The organism is Actinomycetota bacterium, assembly GCA_005888325.1.
Classification (GTDB): Bacteria; Actinomycetota; Acidimicrobiia; order Acidimicrobiales; family AC-14; genus AC-14.
On the sequence record VAWU01000069.1, the window covers coordinates 1 to 15,322 of the forward strand.

The following is a 15,322-nucleotide window of genomic DNA, read 5'->3' on the forward strand; positions in this document are numbered from 1 at the left end:
TGGCGCGCCCTCCGATCGGCGGCGAACCGGTCGGCGATCTGGCGGACGTTGTCGAGGACGTCTGCTGGCTCCATCGCAGCAGTCTGCCCGATTGGGTGTCGACGACCGCCGCTTCTTGGCGTACGCAGCCGTCCTTGGGACGGCCAACTACGACAAGAAGGGCTTACAGGCGGCCCGTCGCCTTGACCCGCAGGTAGGCGTCGGCGAGTTGAGGGGCGAGCCGGCCCGGCGGCGCGTCGACGACCGTCGCGCCGAGGCCGCGCAGTCGCGCCACCGTCCGCCGGCGCTCGTCGAGACCGGCGACCGCGGCCGCCTTGCGGTATGCGCCGCCGCCATCGGTGGGCGACGACCGCGCCCACCGCACCACCTCCGGGTCGCGCACGCTCGCGACCACGACGAGATGGTCGCGTGCAACGAGCGGGAGGGCGGGTAGCAGCGTCTCGGCCATCGCCTGCTCGGACAGCTCGGTGAAGACGACGAGCAGGGCCCGACGGCGGAAGCGGGCGAGGGTCTCGGCGAACGCGCCCCGATAGTCGCTCTCCACCAGCTCGGGCTCGAGCGCGTACATGGCCTCGGTCACACGGCTCAGCTGGTCTCGCGAGTGACCCGGCGACACGACGGCCCGCACGCGTTGGTCGAACGCCACCAGACCGGCACGGTCACCGAGGCGCGTGGCCACCGCGGTGAGCATCATCACCGCGTCCATCGCGTGATCGAGCCGGGGCACGTCGTCGACCCGTCCGGCCATGAGCCGGCCCGCGTCGAGCAGCAGCACCACGGTCTGGTTGCGCTCGGCGCGGTAGGTGCGGACGATCGGTCGGGCGGCGCGGGCGGTGGCGGCCCAGTCGATCCGGCGGAACTCGTCGTCGACCGAGTAGTCGCGCAGCGAGTCGAACTCGGTGCCGCCACCGCGTCCCTGAGCCGACCGAAGACCGATCTCGAGGATGCGCGCCCTGTTGATGCGCAGCTCGGCTTCGTCGCGTGACCGGAACGGGGGGTAGACGCGGATCGAGCCCTGAAGCTCCCGACGGCCTTGGCGCGCGACCAGCCGCAAGGGGCCCTCCACGCGCAGGACGACCTCGCTCGGTATGAAGCGGCCCCGTCTCGACGGCTGCAGCTCGGTGCGCGCGCTCGCACGGCCGTCCGATGGCACGGCCAACCGCGCCCGCCGCGACGCGGCGCGCAGCGACGGCGCGAGCTCGTCGGCCAGCCGCAGGTTCAACTGTCGCGGGCTCGGGTTGTCGACGCGCCACACCACCTCGGCCCGGCCGTCGAGGGGCACGATGCCGGGGAGCTCGCGCGTGACCGAGACGGCGGCGGGTCGCACCGCAAGCAGCCAGTCGGTGACGGCGACGGCGAGCAGGACCCCGTCGACGCCGACGACGCTCAACCACGCAGGGTGGAGCGGCAGCAGGAGCACGACGAGCGACAGGGCAGCCGCCGCCACCGGGAGCCGCCAGGTCGGGACGGGCATCGCTAGCGCGGGACCGGGACGGACGCCAGGATGCCGTCGAGCACCCCGTCGGTGGTGACGCCCTCGAGCTCCACCTCGGGTCGCAGCTCGATCCGGTGACGGAGCGCAGGCTTGGCGACCGCCTTCACCTCGTCGGGCGTGACGAACGGCTTGCCCGCCAGCCATGCCCACGCTTTCGCCGCCCACAGCAGCATGGCCGCGCCGCGGGGCGACACGCCCAGCCCGAGCGACGGGGAGTCGCGCGTGGCCCGGGCGATGGCGACGATGTAGTTGCGCACCGCCACCTCGGTCGTGATCGCGGCCACGAGCTTGCGCGCCGCGGCCAGGTCGGTGGCTCCCGCCACCGGGCGCACGCCGGCGGCCGCGAGGTCGTGCGGGTCGAGGCCCTGGTCGTGACGGGCGAGCACCGCCTCCTCCTGTTGGGCCGTGGGATAGCTGACGACCAGCTTGAGCAGGAAGCGGTCGAGCTGGGCCTCGGGGAGCGGATAGGTGCCCTCGTACTCGACCGGGTTCTGGGTCGCCACGACCACGAAGGGATCGGGGAGCGGGTGGGCGTCGCCCTCGACCGACACCTGCCGCTCCTCCATGGCCTCGAGCAGCGCCGCCTGTGTCTTCGGCGGGGTGCGGTTGATCTCGTCGGCAAGGAGGAGGTTGGTGAACGCCGGGCCCTCGCGAAAACGGAAGGACGCGTCGCGCTGCTCGTAGATGACCTGACCGGTGACGTCCGACGGCATCAGGTCCGGCGTGAACTGCACGCGCTTGAAGTCGAGGTCGAGCGCGGCGGCCAGCGCCTTGACGAGGAGTGTCTTGGCCACGCCGGGGACGCCCTCGAGCAGGACGTGGCCGCGCACGAGCAGGGCGACGACGAGGCCCGTGAGCGCCGCGTCCTGACCCACCACGACCTTGGCGACCTCGCTGCGCACGCGCAGCACGGCGTCGCGTGGGTCGCTGCCGGCGGTGTCACCAGCGGCGGTGTCGCGGCTATCGGGCATGGGTGACCTCCCGGCGGATGGCTTCCACGGTCTGGGCGAGTACCACGAGGTCCTCCTCGGTCGCGGGTGGCGGCTCCTCGAGCGCGGCGCGCACCCGCTCGGTGGCGACGCCGGTGCGCGCCGCTGCCGCGTCGGCCACCCGGTCGGGCGGAGTGTCCGGCGGCAGGCCGAGCCGGTCGGCCAGGGTGCGTCGCAGGTCGTCGCGCAGCAGTGCCGCGGCGCGGGGCCGGCCCTTGGCCCGCTGCAGGAGGTTCCCCACCGCGGCGACGAGCTCTGACCCCGCGATGTGCACTGGCTGGACCTCGAGCACGGGCCGGCCCAGGCGCCGCGCCCGCCAGAGCACGACGATCCCGAACGCGATCGCGAGCTGCAGAAGGGCCAGCTTCACGCGCGGGCTCACCAGGTCGGTGAGCGACTTGGCGCCGTCACCTGCGACCGCGGGCTGGAGCACGGCCACGCGGCTGTCGCGCCGCGGCGCGAGCAGGGTGGCGGCGAGGAGACCGTTGTCGACCTTGCCGAGACGAGAGTTGATGAACCCGCCCGCCCCACCGAGCTGCACGACCCGCCCGCGTCCGACGGGAGCCGAGACGAGGAAGGCGGACGTCGACCCCTGGGTGAAGCAACCGAAGGCGCCCTTCGGCACGCGCAACAGCTGACCGTTGGGCACGAGCACGCGATCGACGTCACGCAGCGCGGGCTCGTCGCACCGACGTTCGAGCTCGGGCTCGATGAAGCCCACGAGCGTGCGCCCGGTCGGACGGGTGATGGAGAAATGGGAGCTGGGATCGGCGACGACGAGCGTCCCGCCGGCTCGCACCCAGTCGTCGACGGGACGGATCTGCGCGTCGACGAGCCGATCTGAGAGCAGCAGCGCCGTGGTCGTCGAGGCGTTCGGCGCCGCAGGCCCCACGGTGACCTCCACGCCGAGCGCGCGCAGGGTGTCGACGAGCGCCTTGGTGCCGTCGGGGGCGGCCGACGTCGGGTCGAGCGGCGCGCCGCCGCGGTCCGGCGCTCCACCGACGTATCCGATGAGCAGGGCCGAGACCACGACGAGCACGTAGGGCAGCCACCCACGCCACGTCACCCGACGACCGTTCATGCCCGCGTCCCGGTGAGCACGGTCTGCTCGAGGTCGCGGAAGTGGGCCGCGTCGTCGGCGCCCGTCGGGCGGTTGCCGTACCACGCGCGTTCGAACAGCTCGGTGGCGCCCGCGAACTCCGAAGCCACACGGGGCACCGTCTCGGCCACCTCGGCCCGGTACTCACCTGCGGTGCGCCCCGGGACCTCGTCCACCAGACCACGGGACGCGAGGTCCGCTACGAGCGAGCGGTAGCGGGCCCGCAACGCGAGCTTCCATTCGCCTGCTCGCTCGTGCGCGTCGGCCTCCGCCCGCCACTCACCAGCCGAGCGGCGCGGCGCGACCGAGACCGCGATCGCACGACCGGCGTCGGGTGTGATCGAGCGGGCGAAGCGCGCGCTGAGGACGATCACGACCGTGAGCAGCCCACCGAGGATGATCCACGCCAGCACCGTGCCCCGGTCGCCACGGAACAGTGACGCGAGGAGGCGGCTGAGCTGGTCGCGCACCCAGCGACGGGCGCGCTCGACGACCGTCGGCGACTCTCGCCGGAACTCCCGGCGGCGGAGCACCTCGCGGATGGTGCGGTGGACCTCGTCGGGCGATCGTTGAGGCGTAGGCAGCTCGTCGCCGCGAGCCGGCGCGCCTGCGAGCGCGACGAGCGCGACGAGCGCGGCGAGGAACACGAGCGCGGCGCGGGACAGAACGAGGCCCCGCCTACGTTGCGCTGCCACCCCGGGCCAGGTCGGCCGCCATGAGCTGCAGGTCGAAGCCCTCGTGGCGGATGCGCGCGTCGTAGTAGAGCAGGACGGCGACGATCGCCACGAACGGGAGTGTGACGAGCGAGCCCACGATCTCGCCGACGGCGAGGAGCGGCCAGGCGTACTGCGTGCCGATCGCGAGGGCGGCGAGCTGCGGCACCGTCCCGAGCGCGTTGTTGACGAAGTACCCGATCACGCCGGCGAGCATGGAGATGAGCAGGACCCGCCAGAACATCGGGCGCACCAGTCGGATCGAGCGCCGCATGGCCGCCACCGCCCCGAGCCGCTCGATCACCAGCGCCGGCGCGACGACGACGAAGAACGCGCTGACGACGAACGCGGGAAGGATGCAGAACACGACGCTGAACGTCCACAACAGACGGCAGAGCAGCCAGGCCCCGATGAGCGCGGGCAGGACGCGGGATGTGATCCGGAGCGCCTCGCCGGCCGTCCGCTCACCGCCGAGGTACGAGGCCTCGACGATCGGGCTGAGGGCGGCCCCGATGAAGAAGGGGAACAGCACGTAGCGGGCCAGCACCGATCCGTAGAGAAGCACGATCTCACCGGCGCGCGCCGAGCTCTGGTCGACCGCCGACGGATCATCGAGGACCGAGAAGATGCTCTGGCCGCCGAGCGTGTGGCGCCCGAGGAAGGCGGTGATGAACGACATCGGCACGATGAGCGCGCCACTGATCAACACCACCGAGCGGGCGTTCGCGCGCAACAGCTTGAACGCGCCGTCGAGGATGTCGCCCACACCCATCGGGTGCAGCGGCAGCGGGCCGGTGCGGGCGCTCCCGGCCTTGGGCCGCGGGGGCGGCGGTACCCACCCCGGGGGCGGTCCGTAGCCAGGTGGCGGTCCGTAGCCGGGTTGCGGACCGTAGCCGGGCGGTGGGACGTAGCCGGGGGGCGCCGCGGGAGCAGGTGCGGGCTCGAGCGGTGACCAGGGAGTCGGCTCGGGGGGCGGGTCGGCCACAACTACCTCTCGACGGCGATCGGAGGGACCATTGTCCCAGGTCGGCCGGCGCGCAACGGGAAACGCGACACCGGGGCACGCAACACTGGGACATGTCGCGGGTCCGGGTGAGCACCACGATCGACGCCTCGCGCGACCGCGTGTGGGCGACAGTCCGCGACATTGCATCGCACGTCGAATGGATGGAGGACGCGATCGCCATCCACTTCACGTCGCGCTCCCGCAGAGGTGTCGGCACCACCTTCGACTGCGACACCCGCGTCGGGCCCTTCCGCCTCACCGACCGGATGGAGATCACCGAATGGCGCGAGGGACGGGTGATCGGCATCCGCCACGTCGGCCTCGTCACCGGCACCGGGCGCTTCACCCTCGACGGCCGCCGTCACGGGCGCACGCGCTTCACGTGGGAGGAACGACTCACCTTCCCGCTGTGGATGGGCGCGTGGCCGGGCTCGGTCGCGGGCGCGGTCGTCCTGCGTCGGGTCTGGAGGCGCAACCTGCGCAACCTGAAGGCGCGCGTGGAGGGCTCGGCCTGAATCCCACGTTCTCTGAACGCTCGCCGTTGGCTCTGACCACCTCGATCGTTCAGAGAACGGGAGGGGGGCCGGCGAGCCACATCACCTCGAGCGGCCGCAGGTCGAGGGCGACCGACTGCGGCAGCCCGTTCCACGGCACCGGCTCGGTGTCGAGCACGCCCGTGGGCGACGGGCCCGACGTGTCGAGCAGCTCCACCCAGCGGCCACCGCGCGGCAGGCCGACGCGGTGCGACGGCCAGGACGCGTCGGCCAGGTTGGCGACGCACACGACCACCCGCTCGCCCGACGAGTCGAAACGGGCGAACGCGAAGACGTTGTGGTCGGCGTCATCGGCGACGATCCAGCGGAAGCCGCTCTCGTCGAAGTCGCGCTCCCAGAGCGCAGGCTCGTCGCGCGCGATCAGGTTGAGCGCGCGGACGAAGTCGTGCACGCTCCGGTGGACGGGGTCGTCGAGCAGGTACCAGTCGAGGCCGGTGTCGTGCGACCACTCCCGCCACTGGGCGAGCTCGCCGCCCATGAACAGCAGGGTGCGGCCCGGATGGGCCCACATCCAGGCGAGCAGCGTACGCAGGTGCGCGACCTGCGCGGGCGCGTCGCCGGGCATCTTTCCCACCAGTGATCCCTTGCCGTGCACCACCTCGTCGTGCGACAACGGCAGCACGAAGTTCTCGCTGAAGGCGTAGAGCAGCCCGAACGTCAGCTCGTCGTGGTGGTGCTTCCGATGCACGGGGTCGGTCGAGAAGTACTGCAGGGTGTCGTGCATCCAGCCCATGTTCCACTTGAAGCCGAAGCCCAGGCCGCCCATGTCGGTCGGCCGCGAAACTGCGGGCCACGCCGTCGACTCCTCGGCCAGCGTCATCACGCCGGGGTGCAGGCCGTACACGACCTCGTTCGTCTCCTGCAGGAACCCGACGGCCTCGAGGTTCTCGCGCCCGCCTTGGGCGTTGGGCACCCACTCGCCCTCCTGACGCGAGTAGTCGAGGTACAGCATGGAGGCGACGGCGTCGACGCGCAGGCCGTCGACGTGGAACTCCTCGACCCAGTAGAGGGCATTGGCCACGAGGAAGTTGCGCACCTCGTTGCGCCCGACGTTGAAGACGAGGGTTCCCCAGTCGGGATGCTCACCCTGCCGGGGGTCGGCGTGCTCGTAGAGCGCGGTGCCGTCGAAGAGGGCCAGTGCCCAGTCGTCCTTCGGGAAGTGCGCGGGGACCCAGTCGACGATCACGCCGATGCCCGCCTGGTGCAGCCGGTCGACGAGGTGGCGGAAGTCGTCGGGCCGGCCCAAGGTCGAGAGCGGCGCGTAGTACGAGGTGACCTGATAGCCCCACGAGCCGGCGAACGGATGGTGGGCGACGGGCAGGAGCTCGACATGGGTGAAGCCGAGGTGGGCGACGTAGCGGGGCAGCTCCTCGGCCAGGGCGCGATAGTCGAGGCCGCGCCGCCAAGACCCGAGGTGCACCTCGTAGATCGAGAGAGGCCGCCGGAGCGGGTCGGCGGCCGCGCGCGCCGCCAGCCACGCGTCATCACCCCAGACGTGGTCCGACGTCGACACCAGACTGGCGGTGCCGGGTGGTTGCTCGGCCTCCGCCGCGAAGGGGTCGGCCTTGAGCTTCACCTCGCCGTGGGCGGTGACGAGCTCGTACTTGTACCGGGCGCCCGGCCCCACGCCCGGGACGAAGAGCTCCCACACGCCCGACGACCCGAGCATGCGCATGAGGTGGACGCGCCCGTCCCACGCGTTGAAGTCGCCGACGACGCGCACGCCGCGAGCGTTTGGCGCCCAGACCGCGAACGCGGTGCCGGCCACGCCCTCGTGCACCCGCGCGTGCGCGCCGAGGTGTCGCCACAGCGTGCGATGCAGGCCCTCTCCGAACAGGTGCAGATCGATGTCGCCCAACGTGGGCCAGAAGCGGTACGGGTCGTCGACCACGAGGGTGTGCTCGCCGTACTCGACCTCGAGCCGGTACGCGAGCGCGCTCCCGCGATCCCCGGGGAGCTCCGCCTCGAACAGCCCGTCCTCCTGCGCTCGACGCGCGACGACGCGCGTGCCGCCGTCGAGCACGACGGACACGGCCGTCGCATCGGGACGAAACGCGCGGACGACCACCCGGTCACCTTCGTGGTGCAGCCCGAGGAGGCGGTGCGGGTCGCGGAGCCCGGTGACGTGCACTACGCGAGGGACAGGCGGCGCAGGGCGGCGAGCGGGATCCGGGCCCAGTCGGGCCGGTGCGCCTGCTCGTAGCCGAGCTCGTACAGCGCCTTCTCGGTCTCGAAGGCCGCCAGCACCGCCGCGGTCGCGGCTCGGTCGTCGGGAACCACGCCGGCGGCCCGCGCCCGCGGCAGGTACCCCGCGAGGAACGCCTCGCGGTTGCGCTGCTCCCAGGCCGCGGCTTCCGTGGTGTGCTCCTCGTCGCGCTCGAACATGGCCACCATCGACGCGTAGTGCAACGACCGCAACATGCCCGCGACGTCCTTCAGCGCCGAGGTGGGCCGGCGCCGCGCTTCGATCGTGAGCGCGGGCTCGCCCTCGAAGTCGAGGACGTACCAACCTTCGTCGGTGCGCATGACTTGACCGAGGTGGTAGTCGCCGTGCACCCGGATGGACGGTCCGGGATCGTCGATCCGACGGAGCGCCTCGATGTGCGCCTGCGCTCCGTCGCGATCTATCTCGCGGTGCTGCATGCGTCGCAGCCGATCGTCGATCGTGTCGGCCCAGACGCCCGCATCGCCTCGCGCCCGACCGAACACGTCGGCCATCGCAACGTGCAGCGCGGCCGTCATCTCGCCCAGCCGTTCGGCCTCGCCGGAGAAGTCGCCCCCGGCGGCGGACGGGTCGACCGGCTCGGGCACGGGATCCGTGTCGGAGATGATGGGGATGGGCTGGGTCTCCTGCACCGCGAACAGGTCGCGCAGCGAGGTCAGCGCCATGGCCCACCCGTCGACACCGCCTCCGAGGTAGCCCTGCAGCACCGCGAGGTCGGTGTCGCCGCGCCGCCACTCGGCCACCGGCTCGACCACGTGCAGGAACGCCCGCTCGAACAGCTCGCGCGTCACCTCGACCTCGGGGTTCGGCCCCGCATGCAGGCGGCGGAACACCTTCAGGAACAGCCGCTCGTCGATGACCACCGACGTGTTCGACTGCTCCCCCGGCACCAGCCGTGCGCGCGTCACGTCCTCGTCGGGCGCAATGATGCGCACCAGCTCGACCGCGAGGTCGGGGTCGACGAGGGCGTCGTAGCCGTACGCGGGGCCGGCGTCGGTGTCGAGCTCGCCGAGCGTGAGGTCGGGGTGGCCCTGCAGGAACGGTGCGGGCTCGCCGCTCGGCCGCAGCGCCACCAGCACCTGGTAGCGATCGCCTGACGCTCCCGTCCCCACCCGCGCCTCGACCCACACGAGCGCGGGCCAGGCCCGGCGGAGGACCTCGAGATCGACGACGGCCACGTCGCCGACCGGCGCCCCGCCGGCTGCGAACCAACGCTGCCGGGGGAGGAACTCGATCAGGGCCTTGGCCAGGACGTCGGGTGCGATCAAGGGAGGTCAACCAGCTCGAACCAGAAGAAGAAGTGCGGTCCGAGCGTCAAGAGATATGGGAGCTCGCCGATGGGTGGGAAGGGGACCCTCCCCACCAGCTCAACCGGGGTCTTACCCGCGAAGCGGCCCAACTGCAACTCGACCGGCTGGGCGAAGCGGCTCAGGTTGTTGACGCAGAGCACGATGTCGCCGTCGCCGTCCTCGTCGGCCGGCCGCTCCCGCACGAACGCGAGCACCGAGGGGTTCTCGGCCGAGAGCACCTCGAAGCTGCCCGTGCCGAACACGGGATGGTGGCTGCGCACCTCGAGCATGCGCCGCAACCAGTGCAGGAACGAGCTCGGGTCGCGCATCTCGCCCTCGACGTTCACAGCCTGGTACCCGAACACGGGGTCCATCAGCGGCGGCAGGTACAGCTGGGCGAAGTCGGCCCGGCTGAAGCCGGCGTTGCGATCGGGCGACCATTGCATCGGCGTCCGCACCGTGTCGCGGTCACCCAGGTAGATGTTGTCGCCCATGCCGATCTCGTCGCCGTAGTAGAGGATCGGGCTGCCGGGCAGGCTGAACAGCAACGCGTGGAACAGCTCGCCGACGCGACGGTCGTTGTCGATGAGCGGCGCGAGACGTCGCCCGATGCCGAGGTTGCGCTTCATCCGCGGGTCCTTGGCGTACTCGGCCCACATGTAGTCGCGTTCCTCGTCGGTGACCATCTCGAGAGTGAGCTCGTCGTGGTTGCGCAGGAAGATCCCCCACTGGCACCCGTCGGGTGCCTCGGGCGTCTGCGCCAGGATCTCGGTGATCGGGTAGCGCTGCTCGCGGCGCAGGGCCATGAACATGCGCGGCATGAGCGGGAAGTGGAAGGCCATGTGGCACTCGTCGCCGTCGCCGAAGTAGTCGGTGACGTCGGAGGGCCACTGGTTGGCCTCGGCCAGCAGCACCTTGCCCGGGAACGCGGCGTCGACCTCCTTGCGCAGGCGCTTGAGGTACTCGTGCGTCTCCGGCAGGTTCTCACCGCCGGTGCCGTCGCGCTCGTAGAGATAAGGGACGGCGTCGAGGCGGAAGCCGTCGAGCCCGATGTCGAGCCAGAAGCGCACGACGTCGAGCATCGCGTCCTGCACCTCGGGGTTGCGGTAGTTCAGGTCGGGCTGATGCCCGAAGAATCGGTGCCAGAAGTACTGCTGGCGGGCCGCGTCCCACGTCCAGTTGGACTTCTCGGTGTCGACGAAGATGATGCGCGCCTCGGACCAGCGCTGGTCGTCGTCGGCCCAGACGTACCAGTCGGCCTTCGGGTTCGTGCGGTCCTGGCGGCTCTCCACGAACCACGGGTGCTCGTCGCTAGTGTGGTTCATCACCAGGTCGGCGATCACGCGGATGCCGCGGCGATGCGCGTCCTCCACCAGCTGCACGGCGTCGCCGAGGTCGCCGTACTCGGGGAGGCACGTGAAGAAGTCGCTGATGTCGTAGCCACCGTCGCGCAGAGGCGACTGGTAGAACGGCAGCAGCCAGATGCAGTCGATGCCCAGCCACTCGAGGTAGTCGAGCTTCTCGGTGAGCCCCCGCAGGTCGCCCGTGCCGTCACCGTTGGCGTCGAAGAAGCCGCGCACGAACACCTCGTAGAACACCGCCCGCTGGTACCAGCGGTCGTCGGGCGTGAGGGGCGACATCACGTGACCCGGCTCACGCGATCGTCCGCAGGTGCAGCACGTGGGCGGGCCCGACCTCGGGGTCGAGGCGCACGTAGGGCTCCGGGCCGCTCCACACGTAGGTGGTGTCGCTGAGCTCGTCGTGGGCCTCGAAGGGCGCGTCGACGGGGAGGCCGAGCGCGGCCAGGTCGAGCGCGAGCACGTCCTCGTGCGCCCGGTGGGGGTCGAGGTTGACGACGGTCAGCACGACGTCGTCGAATCCGGTGTCCAATCCGGTGTCGCCGCCCTCGGCCGCGCGCTTGGTGTAGGCGAGTATCGCGTCGTTGCGTCCCGGCACGAACCGGAGGTTGCGGAGCTCGGCGAGGGCGCGATGGCGCCTGCGGATGTCGTTCAGGCGGGTGATGAGCGGCGCGAGGGAACCGGGCCGGTGCCAGTCGCGCGCCTTCACCTCGTACTTCTCGGAGTGCAGGTACTCCTCGTTGAACTCGGATGCCGGCGCGTTCTCGAGCAGCTCGTAGCCGCTGTAGACCCCGTAGGACGGCACGAGCGTGGCCGCGAGCACCAGACGCAGCTCGAACGCGGCACGCGGGCCGAGCCGGAGGGGTCCGCTGAGGATGTCGGGCGTGCTCGGCCAGAAGTTGGGCCGCATGTAGTCGGCCTTCGGCCCGTGGCAGAGCTCCTCGAGGTACGCGATGAGCTCGTCCTTGAACGTGCGCCATGTGAAGTACGTGTAGCTCTGGCTGAAGCCGACCTCGGCCAGCTTGGCCATCATCGGCGGCCGGGTGAACGCCTCGGCCAGGAAGATCACGTCGGGGTGGTCGCGCTGCACCGCGGGGATCAGCCACTCCCAGAACGCGATCGGCTTCGTGTGCGGGTTGTCGACGCGGAAGGCGCGCACGCCGTGGCCGATCCAGAAGTCGAGGATGCCCTTGCACGCGTCCCACAGCGCGGCGCGTGCGGCTGACGGCTCGGGCCAGAAGTTGATCGGGTAGATGTCCTCGTACTTCTTCGGCGGGTTCTCCGCGTAGCGGATGGTGCCGTCCGGACGGTGGTGGAACCACTCGGGATGCTCGTGCACCCAGGGGTGGTCGGGCGAGCACTGGAGCGCGTAGTCGAGCGCGACCTCCATGCCGAGGCGATCGGCGGCCGCGACGAACGCGTCGAAGTCGTCGATGTCGCCGAGCTCGGGGTGGATCGCCGTGTGCCCACCCGACTCGTCGCCGATGGCCCAGGGGCTCCCGGGGTCGCCGGGGCGGACGGTACGCGTGTTGTTCGGTCCCTTGCGCGCGGTGTGGCCGATGGGGTGGATCGGCGGCAGGTACACCACGTCGAACCCCATGGCCGCGACCGCATCGAGGCGGCGGACGGCGCCGCGCAGGCCGCCCTCCGAGCGCGGGAAGAGCTCGTACCAGGCCCCCACGAGCGCCCGCTCCCGGTCGACCCAGAGGGGGTGGGGCTCCGAGGCCGTGTGGTGGGCGTCGGCGTGCGCCGTCGGGTGCCCGGCACCGGCGGTGCCGTCGCCGGTGACCCACGCCTCGACGACCAGCTCGTGGCGGCCCAGGTCGGTGGGCTCGACGACCGCCTCCCAGCGGTCGAGGCCGGGCGCGACGAGGCGCATCGGCTCGTCCCGCCACTTGCGGTCGCCGACGGGTCGCCAGCGCACCCGCGCGCCCAGGGGATCGTGGCCGTCCTTGAAGATGGTGGCGCCGACGGTCACCGCCTCGCCGATCACCGCCTTCGCCGGATAGCGCCCGGTCGGGGTGCGCGGGCGCACGTCGTCGATGACGATGCGACCGATCACCCCTCCTGAATACCACCCGCGGGGGCCGGTCACAGGCATAGTGGGGCGATGAGGGCCTCTCACAGCTTCACCGTGCGCCAGCGCGTCCCCGACGCCCTGGCCGGCCTCGGGGAGCTGTCGATGAACCTGCGCTGGTCGTGGGACGAGCGCACGCGCGACCTGTTCCGCTGGGTCGACCCCGACGCCTGGGAGGTCACGCACCACGACCCCGTGGGCCTCCTCGGACAGGTGTCGCCCGAGCGCCTCGAGCACCTGGCCGCGGATCCGGCGTTCACCACGTTCCTCCGTGAGGTGCTCGACGACCTGCACCGCTACCTGTCCGCCGACCGGTGGTTCCAGAGCACCGACGCGCAGCTTCGCTCGATCGCCTACTTCTCCCCCGAGTTCGGCATCGCCGAAGCCCTCCCGCAGTACTCGGGCGGCCTCGGGGTGCTGGCCGGCGACCACCTGAAGGCGGCGAGCGGGCTGGGCCTCCCGGTGGTGGGCGTCGGGCTGTTCTACCGCCAGGGCTACTTCCGCCAGGAGCTGAACGACGACGGCTGGCAGCAGGAGCGCTATGTCACGCTCGACCCGCACGGCATGGCGCTGCACCCGGTCGAGGGAGGACGCGTCACCGTCAACCTGGCCGGCACCCCGCTCGAGGCCCAGGCCTGGCGGGCCGACGTCGGGCGCGTGCGCCTCTACCTGCTCGATGCCGACATCGAGGCGAACAACCCCGACGACCGCCTCATCACCGATCGCCTCTACGGCGGAGACACCGAGCACCGGCTGCGACAGGAGATCCTGCTCGGGATCGGTGGCGTCCGCCTGCTCGACGTCGTCGGTGAAGACAGCCAGGTGTTCCACAGCAACGAGGGCCACGCCGGGTTCCTCGGGCTCGAGCGCATCCGCCGCCTCATGACGGAGGGCGGCCTCTCGTTCCACGAGGCCATCGAGGCGGCGCGGGCGGGCACCATCTTCACGACCCACACGCCGGTGCCCGCGGGCATCGACCGCTTCCCGCGCCCGTTGATGGAGCGTTACTTCAGGTCGTGGGCCGACGAGTGCGGCCTCCCGTTCGACGACCTCATGGCGCTCGGCCACCATCCCGACGACGAGTACGACGCGCCGTTCAACATGGCGGTGATGGGGCTGCGCCTGGCCGGGCGGTCGAACGGCGTCTCCCGCCTGCACGGCCGGGTGAGTCGCAACATGTTCGCCGCCCTCTGGCCGGGCGTGCCGGTCGACGAGGTGCCCATCGGGTCGATCACCAACGGCGTGCACGCGCGCACGTGGGTCTCGCCCGAGATGAGCGACCTGCTCGACAAGCACGTCCTCCCCGAGTGGCAGGAGGCCGACGAGCACCGGTGGGCGCGGATCGACGAGTGCCGCGACGACGACCTCTGGCGCGTGCGCCAGCAGGGCCGCGAGCGGCTCGTGTCGTTCGTCCGCGCCCGTATGGGCGACGACGAGCTGCTCGACCCGCGCGTGCTCACGGTCGGGTTCGCCCGGCGTTTCGCCGCGTACAAGCGGGCGACGATGCTGCTGTCGCAGCCCGACCGGTTGCGCGCGCTCCTGCTCGATCCCGAGCGGCCCGTCCAGCTCGTGTTCGCGGGGAAGGCACACCCGGCGGACGACACGGGCAAGGAGATGATCCGCGAGATCGTGCAGTTCTCGCGCGCCGCCGACCTGCGCCACCGGTTCTGCTTCGTCGAGGACTACGACATCGCGGTCGCGCGCACCCTCTACCAGGGCGCCGACGTCTGGCTGAACAACCCGCGCCGGCCGCAGGAGGCGTGTGGCACGAGCGGGGAGAAGGCGGCGCTCAACGGCGCGCTCAACCTGTCCGTGCGCGACGGGTGGTGGGACGAGATGTTCGACGGCGACAACGGCTGGGCCATCGCATCGGCCGAGACCGACGCCGACCTGCCCCGGCGCGACCTCGTGGAGGCATCCAGCCTGTTCGACCTGCTCGAGCGCCATGTCGTGCCGTTGTTCTACGAACGCGTCGAAGGCGGCGTGCCCCGACGTTGGACGGAGCGCATGAAGCACTCGTTGCGCACCCTCGGCCCGCAGGTCGAGGCGTCCCGCATGCTGCGCGACTACGTCGACAAGATGTACGAGCCTGCGGCCCGCCACGACACCCGCATGCGCGCCGAGGGCTACGCGCGCTCGCGCTCGTTCGCGGCGTGGCGTCAGTGGGTGACCAACGCATGGCCGGGGGTGCACGTCGACGGCGTCGAGAGCGATCACAACGTGGCCGACCTCGGCGCGGTCCGTCGGGTGGCGGCCACGGTCGCGCTGGGCGACCTCTCACCGGACGACGTCGCGGTCGAGATGATGCACGGGCCGGTCGGCCCCAACGACGAGCTGCGCGAGACGTCCACCGTCACCCTCGGTCTGGCCGTGCGCGACCACGACGGTCGCTGGAAGTACGAAGGGTCGTTCGTGTGCGCGCGGCCGGGCCGCTACGGCTTCGCGGTGCGCGTCGTGCCCGCCCATCGCGACCTCACGACGTTCGCCGAGCTGGGCCGGGTGACCTGGGCCTGAGCCG

Annotated in this window: 11 protein-coding genes; 2 read left to right on the top strand and 9 right to left on the bottom strand. The window is 71.6% G+C overall.

Going from position 1 to position 15,322, the window contains the following annotated elements; all coding sequences use genetic code 11:
* Positions 1–163 precede the first annotated feature (163 nt).
* The 5 genes from E6G06_20560 to E6G06_20580 are packed head-to-tail and all read right to left on the bottom strand — an operon-like array spanning position 164 to position 5,281.
* On the bottom strand, positions 164–1,474 hold the full coding sequence (locus E6G06_20560) for a DUF58 domain-containing protein (protein ID TML86441.1): 1,311 nt from the start codon (positions 1,472–1,474) through the stop codon (positions 164–166).
* Between the two features lie 2 nt (positions 1,475–1,476).
* Positions 1,477–2,466, bottom strand: a complete 990-nt coding sequence (locus E6G06_20565; protein TML86442.1) for a MoxR family ATPase — start codon at positions 2,464–2,466, stop codon at positions 1,477–1,479.
* A complete protein-coding gene (locus E6G06_20570; protein ID TML86443.1) occupies positions 2,456–3,565 on the bottom strand; it encodes a DUF4350 domain-containing protein in 1,110 nt (369 codons plus the stop codon). Before E6G06_20570 ends, E6G06_20565 begins: the two co-directional genes overlap by 11 nt.
* Positions 3,562–4,278 carry a DUF4129 domain-containing protein gene (locus E6G06_20575; GenBank protein ID TML86444.1) on the bottom strand — a complete coding sequence of 239 codons (717 nt, stop codon included), beginning with the start codon at positions 4,276–4,278 and terminating at the stop codon, positions 3,562–3,564. The genes E6G06_20570 and E6G06_20575 overlap by 4 nt, the downstream gene beginning before the upstream one ends.
* Positions 4,262–5,281 (bottom strand): hypothetical protein, encoded by a 1,020-nt coding sequence (locus E6G06_20580; GenBank protein TML86445.1) that lies wholly within the window; start codon positions 5,279–5,281, stop codon positions 4,262–4,264. Before E6G06_20580 ends, E6G06_20575 begins: the two co-directional genes overlap by 17 nt.
* 92 nt (positions 5,282–5,373) lie before the next feature.
* Between E6G06_20580 and E6G06_20585 the strand changes: the two genes are divergently transcribed.
* Positions 5,374–5,817, top strand: a complete 444-nt coding sequence (locus E6G06_20585) for an SRPBCC family protein (protein ID TML86446.1) — start codon at positions 5,374–5,376, stop codon at positions 5,815–5,817.
* Between the two features lie 49 nt (positions 5,818–5,866).
* Here E6G06_20585 and glgB read toward each other — a convergent pair whose 3' ends face one another.
* From glgB to E6G06_20605, 4 genes are read right to left on the bottom strand one after another with little or no spacing between them, the layout of a single operon-like run.
* Positions 5,867–8,200 (bottom strand): 1,4-alpha-glucan branching protein GlgB, encoded by a 2,334-nt coding sequence (gene glgB / locus E6G06_20590; protein TML86489.1) that lies wholly within the window; start codon positions 8,198–8,200, stop codon positions 5,867–5,869.
* Entirely contained in the window at positions 7,987–9,348 is a 1,362-nt protein-coding gene (locus E6G06_20595) for a hypothetical protein (protein ID TML86447.1), read from the bottom strand. The genes glgB and E6G06_20595 overlap by 214 nt, the downstream gene beginning before the upstream one ends.
* Entirely contained in the window at positions 9,345–11,009 is a 1,665-nt protein-coding gene (treS, locus tag E6G06_20600) for a maltose alpha-D-glucosyltransferase (GenBank protein TML86490.1), read from the bottom strand. The genes E6G06_20595 and treS overlap by 4 nt, the downstream gene beginning before the upstream one ends.
* A 13-nt stretch (positions 11,010–11,022) precedes the next feature.
* Positions 11,023–12,828, bottom strand: a complete 1,806-nt coding sequence (locus tag E6G06_20605) for an alpha-1,4-glucan--maltose-1-phosphate maltosyltransferase (protein TML86448.1) — start codon at positions 12,826–12,828, stop codon at positions 11,023–11,025.
* Between the two features lie 9 nt (positions 12,829–12,837).
* Here E6G06_20605 and E6G06_20610 point away from each other — a divergent pair, with 9 nt between their 5' ends.
* The gene (locus tag E6G06_20610) at positions 12,838–15,318 is read left to right on the top strand and encodes a glycosyltransferase family 1 protein (GenBank protein TML86449.1); all 2,481 of its coding nucleotides are present in this window, start codon (positions 12,838–12,840) and stop codon (positions 15,316–15,318) included.
* The last annotated feature ends 4 nt before the right edge of the window (positions 15,319–15,322 follow it).